This is a genomic window from Mucilaginibacter sp. GW822-FHT03E02 (assembly GCF_058801545.1).
In genome coordinates this window covers 3,748,304-3,768,803 of the sequence record NZ_JBXANJ010000001.1, presented here as the reverse complement: position 1 = coordinate 3,768,803, position 20,500 = coordinate 3,748,304, and the positions used below count along the sequence as shown (strand labels likewise).

The following is a 20,500-nucleotide window of genomic DNA, read 5'->3' as shown; positions in this document are numbered from 1 at the left end:
CCAGATGTGCAGATTCGCTAAAAAGGGCGCCAAGCAAAAGGCCCTCCATTTGCGGAAGGCCTCTTTTGCTTTTCATCATCTGAAATCTGCACATCTGCACATCTGCACATCTGCACATCTGCACATCAAGGCCCTTCGGGCCTTTAATTCCGCCTGTTAAACAAAAACGATGCGTAATAAAGCAATGTTGCCAGCGAGCTAAGCGCGGCTACAACATAGGTCATGGCGGCCCACCAAAGGGCGTCTTTAGCCTGTTCATGCTCTTCGGTGGTTTGCATAATGCTATAGTTATTATTGAGCCAAACCAACGCGCGATGGCTGGCATCAAACTCAACAGGTAAGGTTATAAAACTAAAAAATGTAACCAATGCCAGCGCGGCCACACCTATGGCCAATACAAATGGATTATGCGAAAAAATGAGCAGCATTACACCAATAAGCAGTGTCCACTGCGTTAGTGTTGATGCAATATTAATAACGGGTACCATGGCCGACCGGAAACTAAGCCAGCCATAAGCCTGCGCGTGTTGTACCGCGTGGCCGCACTCGTGGGCGGCAACAGCGGCCGCGGCAATGCTGCGGCTATAAAAAACATCCTGGCTCAGGTTAACGGTTTTGGTTTCGGGGTTGTAGTGATCGGTAAGCTGACCTTCAACGCATATTACCTGTACGTCAAATATGCCATGAGCGCGCAGCATTTTAACCGCTACCTCCTGGCCCGACAGGCCGGATAGCAACCCAACTTCTGAGTAGTGCTTAAATTTACTCTTAAAACGCCATTGTACTATAAAGCTAACAATGGCAACCAGGATCATCAGGAACCAGGCAGAGTTATATCCGATATAGGCTGTTATAAATGATAAGTGATTCATTTGTTAAGTCAAAATTAAAAAGCCAAAATTGCGCAGCACTCTTGAACGCAAAAAAATAAACACATTGTGAAAAATTCAATAATGATTTGCATACAGCAAGCCGCTTAAGCTTAATGTGTATACGCACTTTCACATGCATTTATAACTTATCACATTCAAAAACCATTCCGCTCTAAATACATATGTCAAAAGTAAAATCCGGTAGATATGGTTTTTGAATTTTTACTTTTTAATTTTGACTTAAAAAAAATGTATTCCTACTGGGAGCGAACTTCTTTTATTGATAACGCCGATGTAATTATTATTGGCAGCGGCCTGGTGGGCTTAAGTGCCGCCCTGCATTTAAAAAAGCAGCAGCCATTGCTTAAAGTACTGGTGCTTGAGCGGGGCTTTTTACCAAGCGGTGCCAGTACTAAAAACGCCGGTTTTGCCTGTTTTGGTACAGTTAGCGAGCAAATTGAGGTCATAAACCGCTCGTCAGAAGTAGAGGCCATGCATTTGGTTGATTATAAGTGGCGCGGCCTGCAGCGCTTGCGGCAAAACCTTGGGGATAAGAATATCGACTATAACCAACATGGCGGGCACGAACTGTTTATGAATGATGAACCCCAGGCCGCAAGCATCGCGTTGGATCAGGTTGATTATCTTAATAAATTATTGCAGCCCATTATCGGGACCACTGACATTTATGCAGTTGCGAATGAAAAAATTGCAGATTTTGGCCTTAATAATGTAGCCAGCATAATTTACAACCGCTTTGAAGGCCAGATTGACACCGGTAAAATGATGCGGACTTTATTGTATAAAGTGTATGAGCTGGGAGTGTTGGTTTTAAATAATGTACAGGTATCGGCAATTGAGCACGAGGCCACCTGCGTTAGGCTGCAAACTACACAGGGTAACTTTAAAGCAGGTAAGGTAGTACTGGCAACCAATGCATTTGCCGGCCAGCTGTACCCGGAATTGGATGTGGTGCCCGGCAGGGGCCAGGTATTGGTAACAAAACCTATAGATGGTTTAAAACTGAAGGGCACCTATCATTTTAATGAAGGGTACTATTATTTTAGGAACATTGATAACCGTGTGCTGTTTGGCGGCGGCCGCAACCTGAATTATAAGGCCGAAGAAACCTGGGAGTTTGGGCATACAGATGAGGTTAAGGAAAAACTCTTTTCCTATTTGGCCGAAGTTATCCTCCCCGATCAAAAAACCGAGGTTGATTACTGGTGGAGCGGCATCATGGGCTTCGGCGAACAACTAAGCCCGATAGTGAAAGCTATACAGCCCAATGTTTTTTGCGCGGTACGCTGTAACGGCATGGGCGTAGCAATGGGGAGCCTGGTGGGCGAGGAAGTAGCAGAACTGGTATTACGCGATATTTAGCGCTTGCAATTACAAGTTCAATTACATTGTAAGCGATACGCTAATGACCGATGACGCGCAGCGAAGTGACTAATTAGCCAGAAAAGCGTACCTGTCATCGGCAAACGTGTTGCCTTGTTTTACATCGCCGGTTTCATAGCCTTTTTTAAACCAGTATACGCGTTGCGCGCTGGTACCGTGGGTAAAGCTGTCTGGTTCCACATGTCCCTGGCTTTGTTTTTGCAAACGGTCGTCGCCAATGGCGTTAGCGGCGTTCAGGGCATCTTCTATATCTTTTTCGTTAATTACTTTGTTGATGCTTTGCTCATAATGGGCCCAAACACCCGCATAAAAATCGGCCTGCAGCTCCAGCTTTACCGACAGTTTATTGTATTCGCGTTCGCTCATCCGGCTGCGGGCCTGGTCCATTTTTGCACTTACACCCAGCAGGTTTTGCACATGGTGCCCCACTTCGTGCGCTATCACGTAGGCATTGGCAAAGTCGCCACCCGCGTCAAAACGCGTTTTAAGCTCGTCGTAAAAACTCAAATCTATATAAACTTTGGCATCGCCGGGACAATAAAACGGCCCGGTGGCCGAGCTGGCATTCCCACAAGCCGATTGTACATAATCGGTAAATAAAACCAATTTAGGGTCCCGGTACTGCCGGCCCATATCTGCAAAGAGTTTGCCCCAGATATCTTCAGTATCCTTAAGTACCACGCGTACAAATTTTTTACCGTTGTCTTCAGGTGCATTTGGGTTTTGCGATTGTTCGGTTTGCTGTTGCTGGTCGCCGCCGCTCTGGTTAAGCAGCTGCGATGGGTTAATCCCGGTAAACATATAAATTACAGCCCCTATCAGGCCCAGGATCCCGCCGCCAATTGCTATACCGCGACCACCGCCGCTGCCACGCTGATCTTCTACATTATCGCTTTCGCCCCTGCCAAACCATTGCATAATTTTGTGATTTTTAGGGGTAACAGGAAAAGCGGTCAGAATGTTTGAGCCCCCTCTAAATCTCCCCCGGTAGGGGAGACTTTTGAAAAGGCTGGTAGCTTACTTTATCTCGAACACAGCCCTTACCTGGAAGCTTAATTTTATCTTTTTATAGTTGATGTCTGATTCGGCGGGTGCTGCGTTGGTTCGCATGATACTGTTCGTATACATTGATCCCGGGCTGCTGAAATAGCTGGTGATTGGTTCTGTTTCGTCGATAGTAACCGGTCGGCCTAATTTTTCGCCCAAAGCGTCAAGCATGTAGGTTGCCTTATCCCGCGCGGCGATAAGGGCGTTAATCTTGAGTTCGCGTTTTAATTCAACCCTTTTCGAATACTCATAGCTTTGTACCTCGGTAGATGAAACACCCTTAGGATTTAATGCTGCAAGAATTTGGTTGTATTTATCCAGGTTATGCACCCGGATGCGGTATTGTTTGCCGGCCATAAAATCAGGAGCCTTTTTCTTTTGGTAATAATAGTTCCATCCAGCAACATCATCAATGGTGAAATCTTCTTTGGGGATGCCGGCGTTTTTTACAGCATTTTCAAGTTCGGCCTCGAGCGTGGAAATGGACACATGCTTTTTACCATCCATATATTCCTGCAATGAAATGGACACATTGAGAATATCGGGCGTCACTTCGGCTTCGGCCATGCCGGTAACTACAATTGTGCGACGCGCATCGGTTGCCTGTGCAAATACCTGGCAGGTAAACGGGAGTAGAAGGGCAAGGATAAATAGCTTTTTCATTTGTGTAAAGTTTAATGGTTGTTAATTAATTAATGATACTAAGATAACGTACTATAGGGCAGATTTGTAACCGGGGGGGGACGAAATATCAGTAACAACAATATATGATGTAGCCATTACATGGGGAGAAAAATGAAAAAGGCCATCCTAAAAACTAAGGATGGCCTTTTATTTATTTTATCAATCAAAAAACGCCCCCTTCAGGGAGCCCGAGGGCTTACTTTATCTCAAACACCGCGTTTATCTGCAGGCTGATTTTAATCTTTTTAAAATCGATGTCGGATTGAGGGGCATCGGCAACGGCAGCTTTAAACATCATGGTGTTGTACTGGCGTGGCTGGGGGAAACTGCTGTTATCACTTTCGGTGATGTTAAGCACATCGCCCAGTTTATTACCAAGTCCGCTTAATAAAAATGAAGCCTTATCGCGTGCCGAAAGCAGGGCTTTAAGTTTCAGTTCGTTTTTCAGCTCGTTTATTTTTGAATAGTCGTAGCTGTCGATATTGGTTGACTGGATACCTTTGGGATCTATTTTAGACACAATCTGGTTAAACTTATTGAGGTCTTTTATTCGGAGCCCATATTGTTTGCCGGCTAAAAAATCGGGTTGTCTCTTTTTTTGGACGGCGTTGTTCCAGGCCGATACATTGTTTACAGTAAAGTCAGTTGCAGGTATGCCAGCATCTTTAACAGCTTTTTCAAGCTGATCTTCCAGGTCCGAGATCTGGATGTGTTTTTTACCATCCATATATTCCTGTAGCGATATGGTAACGTTGATGATATCGGGGGTAACTTCCTGTTCGGCGGTGCCGGTAACTTCTATTTTGCGGCGCAAATCAACAGCCTGCGCAAAGGCTCCGTAAGTAAATGTTAGCAGGGTGGCAATGATGAATAGCTTCTTCATGATGTAATGTGTATGGTTATTTTTTTGTTTGTATGACTGTAATGACGGGCAGATAGTTTAATATGTAACAGGTATAATGAACTATTGTTGGGGCCTTGAATACCGGGGTAAGGAAAAACCACAAGGATTTGTTTTGTTTTTTTCGCCCATGCCTGTAAGTCAATTATTTAAAAACCGTTTGGGTTTATGGTGGTTACATCATATGGTAATAACAGGCAAACGATAAATATTTTGATATGAGATCTATCTGGAAAGGTTCAATTGGTTTTGGATTGGTTAGCATCCCCATTAAGCTGTATTCGGCAGTGCAAACAAGTTCGCTTGATTTGGATATGCTGGATAGCCGGGATCATTCACGCATCAGGTATCAGCGGGTAAACGAGAAAACGCATAAGGAAGTACCCTACGATAAAATTGTGAAGGGCTACAAACTGGCCAATGACGATTATGTGATTGTAGAAGACCAGGATTTTGAGGATGCCGCCCCCGAAAAAAGTAAAATCATCGAGATTGAAAGCTTTGTGGATATTGCCGACGTAAACCCTATGTTTTACGAAACATCCTACTATACCGAGCCGGATACCAAAAGCAACAAGGCCTATGCCCTTTTGTTGAAAGCCCTCATCCAGTCAAAAAAAGCGGGACTGGCGCGCTTTGTACTGCGCAGTACCGAAAGCCTGTGTATTGTACACCCTGTTGATCATGCGCTGGTAGTTACCCGCATTCGTTTTGCACAGGAAATACGCAGTGCCGAAGACCTGGATATAGCCAAAGATGTAACCGTAAGTAAAAAAGAACTTGACGTTGGCCTTGCCCTTATTAACCAATATGCCGAGGATTTTGACGTATCTAAATTCAAAGACGAATACAACGACGAGTTGCTAAAAATTATTAAAGCAAAATCAAAAGGCAAACGGGCTACGGTTAAAAAACTTAAACCGCGTGAAACCGGTAGCGATGATCTGTACGATCAATTGATGAGCAGTTTGAAAAAGAAAGCCTGACGACCTTTTAGGGGATACAAAGCAAAAGTGCGCTTTGCTACAATGACCAGGTTTTGCGGTTTTTAGATATATAGAGACACAACAATTTGTGTCTCTATATAATATGTCTGTCTCAGTAAAATTACATCGATAAAATCTCAACCAGCTTCAACAGGTTGGGATTAATCTCTACATGGTGTTTAATAGCGTGCTCAAACGGTGTATAGGCAATTTCGTTGTGGATGATACCAATCATCTCATTGCGGTGGCCATCCCTTAACGCTTCAACAGCGGCTGCGCCTACCCGGCTGGCCAAAACCCTATCCATACAGCTTGGGGCGCCACCACGCTGAATGTGGCCCAATATAGATATACGGGTATCATAATTAGGGAAACGCTCCTGTACCAGGCGCCCTACCTCGAATGCGCCACCGGCCTCTTCGCCTTCGGCAACAATTACAATACGCGATGTTTTATCTTTACGGCCATGCTCAAGGCGGTTAAATAAGCCTTCCATGCCACCTTTATGTTCGGGGATAAGTATAGCTTCGGCTCCTGCGGCAATACCTGTACGTAAAGCGATCAGGCCCGAGTCGCGGCCCATTACCTCAACTATAAACAGGCGGTCATGTGATTCTGCCGTGTCACGAATTTTATCTACAGCCTCAACAACCGTATTAATGGCGGTATCATAACCTATGGTAAAATCGGTACCCATTAAATCGTTATCAATAGTACCTGGCAGGCCAATGATAGGCATATCATATTCGGCACCAAAAACCTTGGCCCCGGTAAATGTACCATCGCCACCAATACCTACAAGGGCATCAATATTGTTTCTTTTAAGATGATCATATGCTTGCTGACGGCCTTCGGGCGTGCGGAAGTTATCGCAGCGGGCGGTTTTTAGTATGGTACCGCCGCGTTGAATAATGTTTGAAACCGATTTGCGGTTCATGGGTACAAAATCGCCCTTAGTCATGCCTTCATAACCACGGCGAATGCCCATCACCTCGATACCATAATATATAGCCGTACGTACAACCGCCCTGATGGCAGCGTTCATGCCCGGCGAATCTCCGCCCGAAGTATAAAGTCCTATTTTTTTAATCTGCGTCATTTTTTATCCTGATATGGCCTGTAAGCCCTACCTTAAAAAATTCAATAATTTAATTAGTGGCTTTTAAACAACCCCGTAACCAAAAAACGCGGCAAACTTTTAAAAGTTGCCGCGAATTTACACTTAATTTTTTAACGCTGTATCACTTTTTATAAGCGGCTATACCACTATCTAAAAAATTGATATAACGGTCAATATGGTAGTCGGCATTATAGTGTGGCAAAACAGTTCCGTTTTTATCGGTCATTTCCTTGCCATCGCTATCAAGCATCACATATAATGGTTGCGAATTTGAGTTGAAACGGCTTGCTTCCAATTCGCTCCACTTATCGCCAATATTGGTTATCTTTTTAAAACTGTAAGTTGATGTGTACTGATCTTTAATATCTAAAGCCGCTTTATCATCTACCACAAGTTGCAAAAGAATAAAGTCGTTCTGCAGTTTACTAAATACCACCGGGTCCGACCATACGTTGGCTTCCATGTTTCGGCAGTTAACGCAGGCAAAGCCTGTAAAATCAATCAGTATTGGTTTGTGCAGTTCTTTTGAAACCTGCAAAGCCTGGTCGTAATCAAACCATGGAGCCAGGCCTTTTATGGTAAGGGCCGAATAATTTGCAGCATATTTTCGCTCTTTACCATCTTGTTTTGATGTTGTGGCAGTAGCACCTCCCGGTATTGGCGACAGATCAAAGTCCTGTGTGCCTATTGGTGGTAAAAAGGCCCCGATAGATTTGAGCGGGGCGCCCCATAACCCCGGGATCATATAAACAACGAATGCAAATACAATTATTGATAAAAACACCCTTGGGATAGACAGATATGGCGCATCGCTATCATGCGAAAATTTAATTTTGCCTAACAGATACAGGCCTACCATTATACCAATAGCTATCCAAAGCGATAAAAATACCTCCCTGTCAAACCAATGCCAATGATAGGCAAGGTCGACATTGGATAGGAATTTTAGAGCGAAGGCGAGCTCAAGGAAGCCCAAAACTACCTTCACACTGTTTAGCCATCCCCCTGATTTTGGTAAGCTTTTTAAGGCCGAGGGGAACAAAGCAAAAATAGTAAATGGCAATGCCAGCGCTAAAGAAAAGCCAAACATGCCCATTGCCGGCCCAAGCCTGTCGCCTTTTGAGGCGGCATCTACCAGCAGTGTGCCTATAATAGGCCCAGTACATGAAAATGAAACAACCACCAGAGTTGATGCCATAAAAAAGATGCCTGCAAGGCCACCCTTGTCGGCATTTTCGTCGAGCTTGTTGGCCAGTGAACTTGGCAATGTAATTTCAAATGCCCCCAGGAATGATATACCAAAAACAATAAGCAGCAGGAAGAAAAACATATTGAATATGCCATTTGTAGCCAGCTGGTTAAGCGCGCTTGAACCAAAAATTATAGATATCAATAATCCAAGCGTTACGTATATTACAATGATAGATACCCCGTAAATAGACGATTGCATAATTGCTTTACTGCGGCTGCCGCTCTTTTTGGTAAAAAAGCTAACGGTTAATGGCAACAAAGGGTAAATACAAGGGAGTATTACCGCAGTAAAGCCCCCAATAAGGCCCTCTATAAATATTTGCCAAAGCGTTTTTGGTACCTCGGGTTTTGAATGAGCCGCTTGTTTGGCCGCAACTACCGATTGTTTTGCCGCTGCTGCCGCTTGTTGCGAAAGTTTTTCTGCATCCTGCATTGCCGCCTTTTTACGTATGGCAATACTATCGGCCGCGGTAGGGATACTGGTAAATTGTATGTCGCCAGGCGCAGCTATTGTATCTTTGCCGCTTTTTTGCGCCGCGTAAACCGGTTTTGGCGCGTTTAAGCCAAATACAATAAGCAGGGTTACTACAGCTATTGACGTTGGTAACCAGTTGATCTTTTTAAATAGGTTCATCTTTTTATTCCCTGGTAATTATTTGCCTAAAGGAATGGTGAAATCTACATCATCTGGTGGAAGGCATTTTTTATCGTTACAGGTCATATAAGTAAGTTTGCCTGTTACACTGCCGGCCGTTGCCGACTTTAAGCTTATTTTTTGCGAAAAAACAACCTCTTTTTCAAAATAAGTAACATTCATTTTGAATGATTCCTCATATTTAGATAGTGGCTTTGGTTCGGTAGTTTTGCCAACCGGGGCAAAATCTTTCGATTTTGAAAACACAAACGAAGTAGCTATCGGGCCGCCATCGCCAACATTAAGCGAGTAAATGTGCCAGCCGGGTTGTATGGTTGCTTTTAAATATACAACGGCCTCTTTGCTGTTCAGCTTTTTTGCCGCGTATGCCCAGCGTACCGGTGTTTCAATTTGTGCATAGGCCCCGGCGCAAATAACCAGCGCCACCATCAATAACAATAACTTTTTCATGTATTATTTATTTAAAAATTCAATTTGTTTTAAGCTAAACTCACGGGTGCCCAAATTATTATGTTCAACCAAAAGTAACCCTTCATCTTTCACCCCAACAATGGTCCCCTTAAACGTTTCACCATCTGACCGGAAATCCCTTGCTTCGTTTAACCAGTATAGTCGGTTTAAATAAGCGTTCCTTACAAACAAAAATTTACCGGCTTTCAGCTTAAGATAGTATCCTTCAATATGCCCGCAAATTTCTAATAATAAAGCTCGTAAATCATAATCCTTTTGTAATATCTGCTTTACAGATATGGCATTGCCGGCGCCCGCCTCAAAATGCTCCTGGTTTATATTAAGGCCTATACCAATAATGGCATCTTTTATCCTGTCGCCCTGCAGGTGTGTTTCAATCAAAATACCGCCAAGTTTGTTATCGTCATAATAAATGTCGTTTGGCCATTTTATTTTTAAGCGGTCGCCCAGCAGCGGATTAAGGGCATCAATTACCCCCAGGCCAATCGCCCGTGTAAGGTCAAATTGTTGTAAAACAGGTAAAAATGAGGGAGTTAGCAAAATGCTGAAAGTTAGGTTTTTGCCCGGCTCGCTATGCCATTTGTTTTGTTGCTGGCCCCGGCCGGCAAATTGGCTTTCTGCCATAATGGCTGTACCTTCGGGCAATGGCTTGGAATTTGACAGTAATGTTTTAAGGTAAGTGTTGGTTGAATCAACTTCTTTAATTGTTACTAAATTTTGACCAACAAATAATGCCGAAAATATGTTATTTTGCAAAGTGTAATAATTTTTAACCAAAAAACGTTCAAAACTAATTCTTTTTGATGGTAAAAAATAAAAAGGTAGGACAATCAACCTATATTTCTGAACTTGCGATACACGGTATCCAGGAAAAAAAAGGTAATGAAATTGTAAGGTTAGACCTTCGTAACCTAAATAGTTCGGTAACAGATTACTTTGTAGTTTGCCATGCCGACTCAACCACGCAGGTAAAAGCGATAGCCAACAGCATTGAAGATGAAATTTTTAAAGCAACCCAAACCGAGCCCTGGCGCAAAGAAGGTTTGGAATATGGCGAGTGGATACTGCTTGATTATGTGGATGTTGTGATTCACGTTTTCCGCACAGACAAGCGTGAATTTTATGGCGTAGAAGAATTGTGGGGTGATGCCGAAATAAAATATTACAAAAGCGCTTAAGCGATAGTCACATAAAGGCTTGCAATAGCGTCATGGTAATAACCTTGTTTTTTAAATTATAGATAGTAAGTTTGAGCTCGTAACAAAGAGATGAAAGATAACGATAATAAATCAGAAAGTCCGAAACCGATCAGGAAGATCCTGAATAAAAAAACGCCGCCTAAGCCCCCTAAGTTTAATATTATGTGGATTTATGGCATCATTGTTTTAGCGTTCCTGCTTGCAACAACACTGTTAAGCAACGACACTGGCAAACGGATAACCTACCAGGAGTTTGAAACCAAAATGCTTAAGCAGCATGATGTTGAAAAAATTATAGCTTATAAAAGCGGCGATTTGATCATTGGGGAGGTATATATTAAAAAGCAAAGCCTTGATACCAAGCCAGAATATACTGCCCTTGGTAAAGAGCAGCACATGTTTGCAGGAAGCAGCGGCCCTCAGTATACTTTTACCGATGACTCTTTCGAGAGCCTGAAAAAATCAATTGCCGCAGCACAGGCTGCCGACCCATCTTTAAGTGATGTTTCGCTTGAATTGCAACAGGGCCGCGAAAGCTTTTTATCAAATTGGCTTGTACAGGGTGTAATTATGGTGATATTGTTTGCAGCAGTGTGGATATTTATTATGCGCCGTATGAGTGGTGGTTCGGGCGGTGGCCCGGGTGGCCAGATATTCAATATCGGCAAATCAAAAGCAACCTTGTTTGATAAAGAGGCACAGGTAACCGTTACATTTAACGATGTTGCCGGTTTAGAAGAAGCCAAGCAAGAGGTGATGGAAATTGTAGATTTCCTAAAAAATCCTAAAAAATATACCAACCTGGGTGGTAAAATTCCTAAAGGCGCATTGCTTGTAGGTTCGCCGGGTACAGGTAAAACTTTATTAGCAAAGGCCGTTGCAGGCGAAGCTCACGTTCCATTCTTCTCCCTTTCAGGATCTGACTTTGTGGAGATGTTTGTGGGTGTAGGTGCATCACGTGTGCGCGATTTGTTCCGCCAGGCAAAAGATAAGGCGCCATGTATTATATTTATTGATGAGATTGATGCCATAGGCCGTGCCCGTGGTAAAAACAATATTGTTGGTGGTAATGACGAGCGCGAAAATACACTGAACCAGTTGTTGGTAGAGATGGATGGTTTTGGTACCGATTCGGGTATCATTATCCTTGCCGCAACCAACCGCCCCGATGTATTGGATTCGGCTTTATTACGTCCCGGACGTTTTGACAGGCAGGTATCTATTGATAAACCCGATTTGAATGGCCGTGAGCAGATATTTAAAGTTCACTTAAAACCACTTAAATTATCTGATGATGTTGATGCCAAAAAACTATCGGCACAAACCCCAGGTTTTGCAGGTGCCGAAATTGCCAACGTTTGTAACGAAGCTGCCCTTATAGCGGCCCGCAAAAACAAAGAGGCGGTTGACATGTCTGATTTTCAGGATGCGGTTGACCGTGTAATTGGTGGGTTGGAGAAAAAGAATACCCTGATATCACCTGAAGAAAAACGCGTGGTAGCTTACCACGAAGCCGGCCATGCTATAGCGGGGTGGTTTTTAGAGCATACCGATCCGCTGGTTAAAGTTTCTATCGTACCGCGTGGTGTTGCCGCTTTAGGATATGCCCAGTACCTGCCAAACGAAAGGTTCCTGGTTGCTAAAGAGGAGTTGATTGATGATATGATATTATCAATGGGAGGCCGTGTTGCCGAAGATATTACTTTCGGCAAAATCACCACAGGTGCACTGAGCGATTTGGAACGCATTACCCGCCTGGCTTATGGCATGGTAAAAATATATGGTATGAATGGTAAGGTTGGTAACGTATCGTTTTACGATCCACAGGGCGAAAACCAGTTTAGCAAACCATACTCTGATGTTACCGCAAACCTCATCGACTCTGAAGTAAGAAGCCTGGTTGAAGATGTATACGCCAAAACAAAAGAGTTGCTGATTAAACACCGCGACGGATTAGAAAAGGTTGCGAAAAAGTTATTGGAGAAAGAAGTATTGTTCCAGGCCGACCTGGAAGAGCTTTTGGGCAAACGCCCCTTTGAGCACCGTACCGCTTATGATAAGTTTGTAAACGGCGAACCAACTTTAGTACCTGATAACAATGCGATACCCGAGAATGTGATCAATCCTGAGTTATCAAGGATGGATGAGCCGGATCCGAAGTTTTAATTAAATACTATATAAAAAAGCCATCAGCTTAGCTGGTGGCTTTCCTTTTTGTACTATGAGGGATATTACCACATCAAAAGAAAAACTGCTAAAGAAGATTCGCAAGGCGCTGCTGGAGAAAAGGGACAACCCATATCCCCAACTGGAAGACCTGCCGCTTTACGCAACTGATGATGAAATACCTGAAGTTGTTTTTGCCGAGCAATTTACTGCCGTTAACGGCCAGTTTATTTTTTGCGAAGACGAGGTACAATTTATAGAAACCCTGCTTACCCTGGCCGAAGAACGCAACTGGCACAAAATATACTGCTGGGAGCCCGGCCTGCAGGAGATACTTGCCCGCTTTGAATATCCCTTTTACGAGACCGATAAAGACTTTGACCTGGCCGAGGTTGGCTTTACCCTGTGCGAGGCTTTAATAGCCCGCAATGGCAGTATTTTGTTATCTAATGGCAACATGGCCGGCCGGCGCTTAAGCATCTATCCGCCAGTGCATATTGTACTGGCTTATACATCGCAAATGGTGATGGATATTAAAGATGGTTTTAAACTGCTGAAAAACAAATACGGCAACCGCCTGCCATCCATGATCACCAATGTAACAGGCCCCAGCCGAACCGCCGATATCGAGAAAACCCTGGTGCTTGGCGCCCATGGCCCCAAAGAGCTTTTCGTTTTTTTATTAGACGACTCGCACGGGGCATAAAATTTCAGTTATTTTTTTGAATTTATATGCCGGCTACGCCCGCACTGCTTCGGCTGTATTTTGTTGCCGGGCATTTAGCTAACACTTCCCGCGCGCTTTGGCAGCGGTACCACCGTAAATGATTAAAAAAAATATTATTAAAATATCAGATGGTGCGGATTTATAATTAAAATAAATTATACTTGTTTTTAATAACTCAATGCAGTTATAAACACGTATAACCCTAATTAAACCCCCTTATTGACATGAAGAAAATTGATTTAACCGAAGCAAAAAAAATGGTAGACCACTACCACGCCACCCGTAAAAACGTTATCGACAAAACACATGGTATTAATGATACCAAATCTGTTTGGTTTGATATCGACGCATTTAAAGATTTTGTAAACAAGCTACCGGCACATGCTACCGGCGTAAGGGTTCACTTGGCAGCTCATGACGAAAAACACCCAACTACCCCGGGCCAAACGACCGTGATGCTTGCTGGTACTGTTAATAAAGACAGCAGCCACGCTGACGCGTTATCGGATACTAGTGTGCTGGCCGAAGGACTGGATCCGGTGAATGAAGGGAAGCCTTGTCCTCCAAATTGCATCTAATAAGTTCGTGAATTTTAGTTTTAACATTCAATATTTATGCTGATTTTAGCAGACAGATTAAGGCCTCTTTTTATTGCTTTTTGTGTAAAAGAATCAAAAATATTGAATGTTATTATACTATCTTTACTTAATATCTCTGCCTATAACATTTGCTGTATGCCTGTACAGTTATAAACATTTTGCTCACAACTTTAAATGGTATTTACCCTATTTTGGTTTTATAACTATTTATGAAGTCGTTTGTTATTACAACTTACTTGTGATTAACCATAGCAATGCCTGGTGTAATAATTTGGTAGGCTTTATGGAATTTCCAATATTAATTTATTTTTTAACCTCGTTTGATAGTAGGCCGTCCTATAAAAAAACGGTTTACATACTTACTGGTATTATTGTGTTGTTTTCGTTGGTTGATATTTTTTTTATTCAGGGATTTTGGGAGCGAGACACAATAGCAATTGTAGTTCAGGCATTGTTTGTCTTGGGGTTAATTTTTATTTATTATCGTAATTTATTAGAAGATGCGCAGGAGGGTTTGGAGCTTATTAAGCACCCGCCATTTTTAGCAATAACGGGCTGGCTCTTTTATTTTTGCGCAAAAATAATGTTTTATGTATGTTTTAGTTATATGGTATATAAAAACAATTACCATTTTTCTATTCTTGCGGGAACCATTCCAGGGCTGTCAAACCTATTGTTAAACGGTATTTTGATTTATGCTTTTTTATGCTCTTCTAAAAACAGTAAAGTCTTTAGAAATGAACTTCAATAGACAAACTGGGGTGTATTAATACTATATGTTGTATAATGTTTATTGCGTATCGCTCGTTGTAGCTTTTCTGTATTGTAATATACCTATAGACAAATAGATAAAACCTTGAGAATTTTTCTAATTTGTTTATCAGTTGGGGTGCTGTATGAATCTGCTGACATGCTTGGTTGGACAAGAATTAATCGTACCAACGCCTGGCTGGCAAACTTCGAGGAGCTATTTGAGTTTATAATTTACACTTATTTTTTTACTTCGCTTGAAAAAAACCGATGTTATAAAAGCACCGTGTATAAATATGCATGCATTGTTATAGTAATAACTATTATAGGTAATCTTTTTATCCAAGGATTTTGGAAGCTAAATACATTGGCTATGGTAATTCAGTCGCTATTTGTTCTCTCGTTGATCGGAATTTATTATTATAAACTCTTGGACAAAGCAGAGGGGCAAATTGTTCTTTTAAGGCATCCTGCTTTTTTAGTCGCTACTGGTTTGCTTTTTTATTTTCTTGCAAAAACATTTTATTATTCTTGTTTTAGCCTAATGGCATACAAAAACAATTACTCATTTCTTATACTAACCCGCGTTATACTTGGCCTTGCTAATTTGATGCTTTATACTTTGTTATTATATGCCTTTTTCTGTTCTTCTAAAGCAACAAAGCTATCTTTACAACAGCCAGAAATGAAACCCAACCCATAAATGTCGTAAGTCTTTTTCGCCGGCTTTTGAGCTATATATAATATGAAAATAGCTGCCATTTTCTTATCCTTGCAAAAACGATCCCTGAAATTTCAAACCTATTGCTCAATCCTCCTTTAACTACTGCCTTGTTATGCTTTTCAAAGACGAAGAAGTTATCCTTATCATTATAGCCGGTACTGCGTTACTGCTTTTGCTGGGTTTTTTTATGGTCGGTTTTTTATTGATGTTTCAAAAAAAACAAAATAAAAATGCCATGGAAAAGGCCGAGCTGAAATCGTCGTTTAAACAGGAGTTGTTAAAAACCCGTATAGAAATACAGGAAGAAACCCTGAACTATGTAAGCCGCGAGATGCATGATAACATTACACAGGTGCTATCGTTTGTAAAACTCAATATGGGCCTGCTGGCCAACAAGCTCGGTGGCGAGGAAAAGGTAAAGTTGAACGACAGCCGCGAACTTATAGCGCAAACCATTACAGACTTGCGTAACCTTTCAAAAAGCTTAAGCTTTGAACATATCAACGCGTTAGGCCTGGTAAAAACGCTGGAATTGGAAGCGATAAGGGTGAACAAAAGTGGCCTTATTAATATGGATTTAAACGTTGAGGGCGAAATGTACTCCCTTGGCGAGCAGCGCGAATTGGTATTGTTCAGGATATTCCAGGAGGCGTTAAATAACGCGTTGAAACATGCGGATGCAGCAAACATTAAAATCGGTTTGTATTATAATGCACAAATGTTTAATTTGACCATCGAAGATGATGGCGCAGGTTTCCAACCCGAATTGCTGACCGACAAGAGCGGATCGGGATTGCGTAACATGAAAAATAGGGCGGGGTTGATTGGGGCAGAGACTGTTATAACCAGTTCGCTCAAACGAGGCTGTACTATTAAGTTATCACTTAACCCCCTGGTTGAAGAAAATTATGCTAACGAAACCCATTCAAATAGCCCTGGTAGATGATCATCGCCTTTTCAGGAGTGGCATTGCAGCGCTCATTGATAGCTTTGGCGGCTATAATATACTATTTGAAGCTGCGCACGGGCAAGAGTTAATACGAAGTATCGATTCAGGCCTTGTTCCCGATATTATTTTGCTTGATATTAATATGCCTGTAATGGACGGCATATCAACCGCCCAATGGCTTCGCAAATACCATCCATCTATCCGCATCATTATCCTATCTATGTTTGAAGATGCCGAGAAGGTATTATTAATGGTAAGGGCAGGCGTAAAAGGATATTTACTGAAGGATGCCGAGCCGGATGAATTTGAACGCGCACTGATTAAAGTAAGCGAAGGCGACCTTTTTTACCCGGATTTTGTTACCCGCCACCTGTTAAATAATTTCAATATTGATAAGGAAGCCCAGATACAGTTAAACCCCCGCGAAATTGAATTCCTGCGCCTTACAAGCACCGAGCTTACTTACAAGGAGATTGCTGACACCATGAATATCAGCGTGCGCACGGTTGATAGTTTCCGCGATCATCTGTTTGAAAAACTACAGATAAAAAGTCGGGTGGGACTGGTTTTATACAGCATTAAAAACAAGCTGATAGATTTGTAATTTGCTAATTAATTTAGCAAATTTGCCTTATGGCGCATGAGGACAACCCCGAATTTTTTAAGGGCAGAGGGGCACAGGTTAACACCCACAACAAATTTTTGAAAAGCAAATATGTGGCCGAGCATATGGAAGGGCTTGACGAGCCTTTGCTTGAAAACAGTGCCACGCAGCTTTTTGAAGAAACGCCTAAAAAGATTGTGAGCGAATCAAATAGTCCCGATTTAAGCCACATGTACTCCATAAACCCCTACCAGGGCTGCGAACATGGTTGTATTTACTGTTATGCCCGCAACACGCATGAATACTACGGCTTTAGCGCAGGCCTTGATTTTGAACGCAAGATTATCGTAAAGCGCAACGCTCCTGAATTGCTTGAGCAATATTTTAATAAAAAAAATTACAAGCCGGTATGCATACTGCTATCGGGCAATACCGATTGTTACCAGCCCATTGAACGCGATTTGCAAATTACCCGGCGGCTGCTGGAGGTTTTCCTGAAATATAAAAACCCGGTAGCCATCATCACCAAAAACAACCTGGTACTGCGCGACCTGGATATTTTAACCGAGCTGGCCGCCATGAATCTGGTTCATGTTAACGTATCAATTACATCGCTTGACGAACAACTTCGACAAAAACTGGAGCCAAGAACGGTTACCGCTACCGGCAGGCTGGCTGTTGTTCAAAAACTCTCGGAAAAAGGCATTCCGGTAAGGGTAATGGCAGCGCCTATTATTCCGGGCCTGAACAGTAACGAAGTGCCTAACATTATAAAGGCTGCAGCCGATAGGGGCGCTTTGGCAGCCGGCTTTACCATAGTGCGCCTTAATGGAAGTATTGCCGAATTATTTAGCGACTGGATCTATAAAGCTTTCCCCAACCGTGCCGAGAAGGTGTTGAACATGATTCGCTCCTGCCACGACGGCAACCTGAATGATAGTGACTTTGGCAGAAGGATGAGCGGCGAGGGAAAGGTGGCCGAATCTATCCACCAGATGTTCAGGATGGCTTGTAACCGCTTTTTAGATGGCCGGGAGATGCCGGAGTATGACTATAGCTTATTTGTGCCGAGGAAGGGCAAGCAAACGAGTATGTTTTAAGCTATTTTGCATCGTTTTTAAGTATGTAAAAGTCAATTACCATACCTATCGCCACACCAATCACGTAACATAGCAAATCGCTCCATAAAAAGCCTGCGCCCAAAACAAGCCTGCCAAATAGCGTGTGTCTCAAACCATTTATCCAGGGTGCTTTATAAAGCTGGCTAAACTCTATCGCGAAGCAAAAAAATAAACTTGAAGTAACTACGAATTTTATAGGCTTATTGATAAACAGGAAGCGCGAGATAAAATACACCATCAGTGCCCAAAGAATGTCGCCAATAAACAGCGGAATGCTATTAAAATGGCGGGAAAGCAGTCCTGTAATAATGGTAGCTATAATGAGTATAAAATAAATGAGCCTTGATCTTCGCATAAAAATTCAGTCAACAAAAAAAGGCACCCTTAAGATGCCTTTTATATTAATTTTATAAGTGGTTTGCTTATACAGTTTCGGCTTCTAAGGCCATCTGCTCATCAACCAGGATACGTCCGCAATGCTCGCAAACAATGATTTTTTTGCGTTGACGGATATCCGACTGGCGCTGAGGCGGGATCTGGTTAAAACACCCAGAGCATGAATCGCGCTGAATGGTTACTACTGCTAAACCATTTTTTGCATTTTGGCGCAAACGGGTATAAGCTGTAAATAAACGCTCTTCAATATTCGGGATAGCTTTTTCTGCCTGGGCAACAAGGTCGTTCTCTTCTTTTTCAGTTTCGGCAGTAATTACACCTAACTCATCTTTCTTGGCATCAAGATCGTTCTTGCGTGCTTCCAGATCGGCAAGGGCTTTTTCGTATACCTGGGTTTTTGAAGTTATCTCGAAACCATATTCCCTTATCTTCTTCTCACTTACCTGTATATCTAATCCTTGTATCTCAATTTCTTTTGATATCGCATCATACTCACGGTTGTTCTTAACTTCGTTAAGTTGCGCTTCGTATTTTTTGATGTTGGCCTGAGCATCTTTGATCAGGTTTTTGCGGGTTACAATCTCATCCTCTACATCATCCAGCTCATATTTGATTTTCTGTATGCGGGTTTCAAGGCCTGCAACATCATCTTCCAGATCGGCAACTTCCATTGGCAGCTCGCCACGTACCTGGCGTATTCTGTCAATTTTGGTGTGGATGGTTTGGAGTTCGTATAAAGCTTTAAGCTTCTGTTCTACGGTTTGTTCCATTAAATAAAATATTTGACGGGGTTTGTATTTACTTCTGTTAAACGGACGGCAAAGATAGGGAATTTTTTTCTAATTATTTCATACAATAATTGCACCGTAAATTGTTCACTCTCAAAGTGTCCGATATCGGCAATCACTATCTTTCCTTCGGCATCAAAAAACTCGTGATACTTGTAGTCGGAGGTGATGAAAATGTCGGCTCCGGCGGCTATGGCATGCTTCAGTAAAAAGCCTCCCGAGCCTCCGCAAACAGCCACTTTTTTGATGGGTTTGTGGGTAAAAGCGGTATGCCTTATCACATGTGTGCGCATTTTATCTTTTACATGAAACAGAAACGATTCCTGGTTGGTGGGCACTTCCAGCTCGCCAATCATGCCCGAACCTACCTGTTGGTTTTGGTTGGTTAAGCTGTACAGGTCATAAGCCACCTCTTCGTAAGGGTGGGCCAGTATCAGCGCCATGATTATTTTACTCTCCAGGTTGGCGGGGTAAACGGTTTGAATGCAAACCTCGCTTTCGCGGTGGCGCCTGCCCGGCTCGCCTACATGGGGTACCGTTAGCTCGTTTCCTTTAAAGGTGCCTGTTCCCTCGGCGTTAAAGCTAACTTCGCTGTAATTGCCAATATTACCCGCCCCGGCTGCAAACAAGGCCTCGCGCACGGCATCGGCATGGCTGTGGGGGACAAAGGTAACCAGCTTTTTGATCAGGTTATGCTTGGGCAACAGTATACGACAGTTTTTAAGGCCAAGGGTATCACATATGCGGCTGTTAACCCCGTGCATTACATTATCAAGGTTGGTATGAATGGCGTACAGGGCTATGCCCTTGCGGATGGCTTTTTCAACAACGCGCTCCACATATGTTTTGCTGTTAAACTTCTTTAACCCCCTGAAAACTATGGGGTGATGGGATATAATTAGTTGGCAGCCTGTAGCAATAGCTTCGTCAACAACCGCTTCGGTACAATCTAAAGATAGCAGCGCCTGGGATATTTCCTGGTCGGGATGGCCTATAATAAGGCCTGCATTATCATAATCCTCCTGGTAAACGAGGGGCGCAAGGCTTTCAAGGTAGGTGGTTAGAGCGGATAGTTTCATATAAATT

The 20,500-nt window shown here is 42.8% G+C and carries 22 protein-coding genes; 11 read left to right on the top strand and 11 right to left on the bottom strand.

Going from position 1 to position 20,500, the window contains the following annotated elements:
* Positions 1-143: 143 nt before the first annotated feature.
* Entirely contained in the window at positions 144-872 is a 729-nt protein-coding gene (locus tag AC1RM2_RS15675) for a zinc metallopeptidase (protein WP_492986133.1), read from the bottom strand.
* Positions 873-1,121: 249 nt separating this feature from the next.
* On the opposite strand from AC1RM2_RS15675, the gene AC1RM2_RS15670 reads away from it, so the two are divergent.
* Entirely contained in the window at positions 1,122-2,255 is a 1,134-nt protein-coding gene (locus AC1RM2_RS15670) for an NAD(P)/FAD-dependent oxidoreductase (protein ID WP_492986132.1), read from the top strand.
* A 69-nt stretch (positions 2,256-2,324) separates the two neighbouring features.
* Here AC1RM2_RS15670 and ypfJ read toward each other — a convergent pair whose 3' ends face one another.
* From ypfJ to AC1RM2_RS15655, 3 genes are all read right to left on the bottom strand, one after another.
* Positions 2,325-3,194: a KPN_02809 family neutral zinc metallopeptidase gene (ypfJ, locus tag AC1RM2_RS15665; RefSeq protein ID WP_274210995.1), complete on the bottom strand. Its 870-nt coding sequence runs from the start codon at positions 3,192-3,194 to the stop codon at positions 2,325-2,327.
* A gap of 99 nt (positions 3,195-3,293) precedes the next feature.
* Positions 3,294-3,986, bottom strand: a complete 693-nt coding sequence (locus AC1RM2_RS15660; protein WP_492986131.1) for an SIMPL domain-containing protein — start codon at positions 3,984-3,986, stop codon at positions 3,294-3,296.
* A 217-nt stretch (positions 3,987-4,203) separates the two neighbouring features.
* Positions 4,204-4,890 carry an SIMPL domain-containing protein gene (locus AC1RM2_RS15655; RefSeq protein WP_492986130.1) on the bottom strand — a complete coding sequence of 229 codons (687 nt, stop codon included), beginning with the start codon at positions 4,888-4,890 and terminating at the stop codon, positions 4,204-4,206.
* A gap of 236 nt (positions 4,891-5,126) precedes the next feature.
* On the opposite strand from AC1RM2_RS15655, the gene ku reads away from it, so the two are divergent.
* Positions 5,127-5,894 carry a non-homologous end joining protein Ku gene (gene ku, locus AC1RM2_RS15650; RefSeq protein WP_492986129.1) on the top strand — a complete coding sequence of 256 codons (768 nt, stop codon included), beginning with the start codon at positions 5,127-5,129 and terminating at the stop codon, positions 5,892-5,894.
* Between the two features lie 121 nt (positions 5,895-6,015).
* On the opposite strand, the gene pfkA is transcribed toward ku, so the two are convergent.
* The 4 genes from pfkA to AC1RM2_RS15630 all read right to left on the bottom strand — a co-directional run bounded on the left by pfkA (position 6,016) and on the right by AC1RM2_RS15630 (position 10,147).
* Complete coding sequence (gene pfkA / locus AC1RM2_RS15645; protein ID WP_492986128.1) at positions 6,016-6,993, bottom strand: 6-phosphofructokinase; 978 nt, start codon at positions 6,991-6,993, stop codon at positions 6,016-6,018.
* 142 nt (positions 6,994-7,135) lie between these two features.
* On the bottom strand, positions 7,136-8,899 hold the full coding sequence (locus AC1RM2_RS15640) for a protein-disulfide reductase DsbD family protein (protein WP_492986127.1): 1,764 nt from the start codon (positions 8,897-8,899) through the stop codon (positions 7,136-7,138).
* 18 nt (positions 8,900-8,917) lie between these two features.
* Positions 8,918-9,370, bottom strand: coding sequence for a protein-disulfide reductase DsbD domain-containing protein (locus tag AC1RM2_RS15635; RefSeq protein ID WP_492986126.1), 453 nt, complete (start codon positions 9,368-9,370; stop codon positions 8,918-8,920).
* Positions 9,371-9,373: 3 nt separating this feature from the next.
* On the bottom strand, positions 9,374-10,147 hold the full coding sequence (locus AC1RM2_RS15630; RefSeq protein WP_492986125.1) for a biotin--[acetyl-CoA-carboxylase] ligase: 774 nt from the start codon (positions 10,145-10,147) through the stop codon (positions 9,374-9,376).
* 47 nt (positions 10,148-10,194) lie between these two features.
* Between AC1RM2_RS15630 and rsfS the strand changes: the two genes are divergently transcribed.
* The 9 genes from rsfS (at position 10,195) to AC1RM2_RS15585 (ending at position 18,209) form a co-directional block, all read left to right on the top strand.
* A complete protein-coding gene (gene rsfS / locus AC1RM2_RS15625) occupies positions 10,195-10,569 on the top strand; it encodes a ribosome silencing factor (protein ID WP_274211159.1) in 375 nt (124 codons plus the stop codon).
* Positions 10,570-10,659: 90 nt separating this feature from the next.
* Positions 10,660-12,756, top strand: coding sequence for an ATP-dependent zinc metalloprotease FtsH (gene ftsH / locus AC1RM2_RS15620; RefSeq protein WP_492986124.1), 2,097 nt, complete (start codon positions 10,660-10,662; stop codon positions 12,754-12,756).
* A gap of 55 nt (positions 12,757-12,811) precedes the next feature.
* Positions 12,812-13,462, top strand: a complete 651-nt coding sequence (locus AC1RM2_RS15615; protein WP_492986123.1) for a LutC/YkgG family protein — start codon at positions 12,812-12,814, stop codon at positions 13,460-13,462.
* Between the two features lie 245 nt (positions 13,463-13,707).
* Positions 13,708-14,061 (top strand): hypothetical protein, encoded by a 354-nt coding sequence (locus AC1RM2_RS15610; RefSeq protein ID WP_492986122.1) that lies wholly within the window; start codon positions 13,708-13,710, stop codon positions 14,059-14,061.
* A 304-nt stretch (positions 14,062-14,365) separates the two neighbouring features.
* Positions 14,366-14,833, top strand: a complete 468-nt coding sequence (locus AC1RM2_RS15605) for a hypothetical protein (protein ID WP_492986121.1) — start codon at positions 14,366-14,368, stop codon at positions 14,831-14,833.
* Between the two features lie 105 nt (positions 14,834-14,938).
* Positions 14,939-15,535 carry a hypothetical protein gene (locus tag AC1RM2_RS15600; RefSeq protein WP_492986120.1) on the top strand — a complete coding sequence of 199 codons (597 nt, stop codon included), beginning with the start codon at positions 14,939-14,941 and terminating at the stop codon, positions 15,533-15,535.
* Positions 15,536-15,668: 133 nt separating this feature from the next.
* Entirely contained in the window at positions 15,669-16,502 is an 834-nt protein-coding gene (locus AC1RM2_RS15595) for a sensor histidine kinase (protein ID WP_492986119.1), read from the top strand.
* On the top strand, positions 16,465-17,109 hold the full coding sequence (locus AC1RM2_RS15590; RefSeq protein ID WP_492986118.1) for a response regulator: 645 nt from the start codon (positions 16,465-16,467) through the stop codon (positions 17,107-17,109). Before AC1RM2_RS15595 ends, AC1RM2_RS15590 begins: the two co-directional genes overlap by 38 nt.
* A gap of 29 nt (positions 17,110-17,138) precedes the next feature.
* Positions 17,139-18,209, top strand: a complete 1,071-nt coding sequence (locus AC1RM2_RS15585) for a PA0069 family radical SAM protein (protein WP_492986117.1) — start codon at positions 17,139-17,141, stop codon at positions 18,207-18,209.
* Between the two features lies 1 nt (position 18,210).
* Here the strand turns inward: AC1RM2_RS15585 and AC1RM2_RS15580 are convergent, their stop codons facing one another.
* The 3 genes from AC1RM2_RS15580 to AC1RM2_RS15570 form a co-directional block, all read right to left on the bottom strand.
* Positions 18,211-18,585, bottom strand: a complete 375-nt coding sequence (locus AC1RM2_RS15580) for a ribosomal maturation YjgA family protein (protein ID WP_492986116.1) — start codon at positions 18,583-18,585, stop codon at positions 18,211-18,213.
* A 67-nt stretch (positions 18,586-18,652) separates the two neighbouring features.
* A complete protein-coding gene (locus AC1RM2_RS15575) occupies positions 18,653-19,396 on the bottom strand; it encodes a zinc ribbon domain-containing protein (RefSeq protein WP_090652193.1) in 744 nt (247 codons plus the stop codon).
* Positions 19,396-20,493 carry a Nif3-like dinuclear metal center hexameric protein gene (locus AC1RM2_RS15570; protein WP_492986115.1) on the bottom strand — a complete coding sequence of 366 codons (1,098 nt, stop codon included), beginning with the start codon at positions 20,491-20,493 and terminating at the stop codon, positions 19,396-19,398. The genes AC1RM2_RS15575 and AC1RM2_RS15570 overlap by 1 nt, the downstream gene beginning before the upstream one ends.
* Positions 20,494-20,500 lie beyond the last annotated feature (7 nt).